The sequence below is a fragment of the Streptococcus sp. DD04 genome, from assembly GCF_001578725.1.
GTDB classification, from domain to species: Bacteria; Bacillota; Bacilli; order Lactobacillales; family Streptococcaceae; genus Streptococcus; species Streptococcus sinensis.
Window position 1 is genome coordinate 264,409 of the sequence record NZ_KQ968979.1, and the last position, 2,335, is coordinate 266,743.

The 2,335-nt window shown below is 37.2% G+C and carries 4 protein-coding genes; all 4 read right to left on the minus strand.

What is annotated here, in order from left to right:
* Positions 1–237: 237 nt before the first annotated feature.
* The 4 genes from STRDD04_RS08155 to rpmG all read right to left on the minus strand — a co-directional run bounded on the left by STRDD04_RS08155 (position 238) and on the right by rpmG (position 2,242).
* The gene (locus STRDD04_RS08155; protein WP_062201382.1) at positions 238–1,017 is read right to left on the minus strand and encodes a hypothetical protein; all 780 of its coding nucleotides are present in this window, start codon (positions 1,015–1,017) and stop codon (positions 238–240) included.
* Positions 1,018–1,222: 205 nt separating this feature from the next.
* Positions 1,223–1,759, minus strand: a complete 537-nt coding sequence (nusG, locus tag STRDD04_RS08160) for a transcription termination/antitermination protein NusG (protein WP_037617404.1) — start codon at positions 1,757–1,759, stop codon at positions 1,223–1,225.
* A gap of 141 nt (positions 1,760–1,900) precedes the next feature.
* Complete coding sequence (gene secE / locus STRDD04_RS08165) at positions 1,901–2,080, minus strand: preprotein translocase subunit SecE (RefSeq protein ID WP_037617407.1); 180 nt, start codon at positions 2,078–2,080, stop codon at positions 1,901–1,903.
* Positions 2,081–2,089: 9 nt separating this feature from the next.
* On the minus strand, positions 2,090–2,242 hold the full coding sequence (gene rpmG, locus STRDD04_RS10695) for a 50S ribosomal protein L33 (RefSeq protein WP_015605910.1): 153 nt from the start codon (positions 2,240–2,242) through the stop codon (positions 2,090–2,092).
* Positions 2,243–2,335: the final 93 nt, after the last annotated feature.

Below are 2,335 nucleotides of genomic sequence, written 5' to 3' on the forward strand. Positions count from 1 at the left end.
GGTGGATTTACCCACTACAGAAATTATAGAGCCGTAAAATCGGGCTTTTTGATTTTCTCCTTTGGTTAAATTCAGTTAAGTTGGTGGACAAAAAATCCTTCTGAGCGATTCAGAAGGATTTTACTATTTTACTTTCAATTCTGTACAGATTGCTTACTGTAATAGCCAACCGAAGGTTACTTGTCTCCTTTTTCCGCTTCCACAAGCCAACTCACATGCCAAAGTTATGACCTGAACTTACGGTAGCTGTTTTAATAAATCTGCTAGATCATATTGGTATAAAAGAATTCTATCGTAAACTTGTTTTTGCCATTTTTTAGCTAGAGTTCCATCACTGTTGATAAAAAAGCTGGAATCCATATAACGAATAATCATAAACTCAGAAGTTTTTTGATCGAAACCATTTCCCCGAGTGAAATCTATCCCTTTCCCCGTATTTTTAGTAACAATCGATTCAAGCAAAGGCAAGGTTATTTCGTTACAAGGGAGTTTCATATCAGGAATGTCCCAAAATTTCTTTTTATCATTTCTGTACAGAGCAAGATTGGAAATCGTCCCATTTGTCACGCACTGTACTCTGCGAATGTCCTCAATATTGATTGTATTCTTTGAGCCATAGATGACGCCATTAGCAATATGAATTTCTTTTTCTTTCGGACTAAAAGCCAATGTTATATCAAGAGTCCTCAGATTATTTGGGAAATCTTTGGTAAGTTTGCTTGCTGCAAAGGCTAACAGTATTGACTTCGTTTCAAAAATATTGTGGATATTATTGCGAATGGTGGTATCCGTATCAAATTCAGCCATATTCTTTCCGTTCTTATCTCGAAAAATGAGATTATAACTTGAATTAGAATTACAGTAACGAAGTGGTAAGATAGCGGAAACTTTATCAAATGAAATATCAAGATTTTTATTTTTCCCATCTTGATAGGACAAACCCTCATTTTTAACAATTAAAGTATGGCCATCTTGGCCACTAAATGTTATTTCTTGATTTTCAAAAATGGTTTTCATAAGCCCTCCTTAAACATCTTCTTGGTTATATCACTACTTATTATAACATTTTGAACGAATTCTGTATCCGTTTTCCTGACCATAAGCTAAGTTATTGAAACTATATTTATCTTATTTAAATTCTAGATGGTGGGATCAATGTAAAACTGCACACAAAAAGAGCGGAAAAATATTTCCGACTCTCTTTTTTATGCTTTTCAAGAAATTATAGCTCTGCAATTTGACTGAGGTTGACTTCTGCAACCGTGTCATTGCCAAACATGGAAATAATCATCTTGACTTTATTGTTATCAATCTCTGTAATTTTTCCTGTATAGTCAGTGAAGGCACCATCAATAATACGGACGGTGTCGCCCACCTTGACATCCAAATCAAATTCTTGAACCGTTTGCCCCATGGAGATGAGGATATTGCGAATTTCTTCCTCCAAGAGCGGCGTTGGTTTAGAGCGGTTTCCGTGTGAACCCACAAATCCAGTTACGTTCGGCGTATTCCGCACGACAAACCAGGCTTCATCTGTCATGACCATCTCAACCAGTACATAGCCTGGGAAGCGGTTTTCTTCAACTTCTTTGGTCTTGCCGTTCTTTTCGACCTGTACGGTCTGGGTCGGAATTTCCACACGCAGGATATTTTCCAGCATATTGTAAGTCTGAGCCCGCTGCAAGAGGTTTTCCTTTACTTTATTTTCATAGCCTGAGTAGGTTTGCAGTACAAACCAGCCTTTGTCAAAACTGTCCATGTCTTGTCCTTTCCTAAATAAAAAAGCCTGAGGGCCTCGCTTCATATTTCTAGCCCTATTATACCATAAAATCCAAAATTACAAAGCATTTTGAAAAAAATTTTACAGACAAATAGAGCCGCCAAAGCAGCTCTATCTTTCTTATGAAAACATGTTGATTATGCGGAAGAGACCGCTAGCCACTACCTTATCAAAAATGTAGATTAGCACAACAAAGAATGCTGTGTATTCCATTACGGAAAGGAAATCAGTCCATCTTTCTTTACGGGTAGGCCAAGTTGTACCTCTCAATAATCCAAAAACATCTTTAATGAATCTCACAACTGTCTCCTATCTGGTTTCTTTGTGCAGGGTGTATTTACTGCAATGTTTACAATATTTATTTACTTCTAGACGCGTAGGTTTTGGAGTGCTACTAAGTTTGATTGAGTAGTTTCGCGACCCACAAACTGTACACGCTAGACTCGCTTTTTTTAATGCCATAACGCCTCCATCTTTCTTATTATAGCAGTTTTCTGATTCTTTGACAAGCTGTTTGAAAGATTATTGGAACCAGCCGTGTAGCGTTACAATAGA

Bases quoted from the DNA above. Each gene is read 5' to 3' on its own strand.
- rpmG (WP_015605910.1), bottom strand. From the start codon at position 2,242: ATGGCATTAAAAAAAGCGAGTCTAGCGTGTACAGTTTGTGGGTCGCGA.
- STRDD04_RS08155 (WP_062201382.1), bottom strand. From the start codon at position 1,017: ATGAAAACCATTTTTGAAAATCAAGAAATAACATTTAGTGGCCAAGAT.
- nusG (WP_037617404.1), bottom strand. From the start codon at position 1,759: ATGGACAGTTTTGACAAAGGCTGGTTTGTACTGCAAACCTACTCAGGC.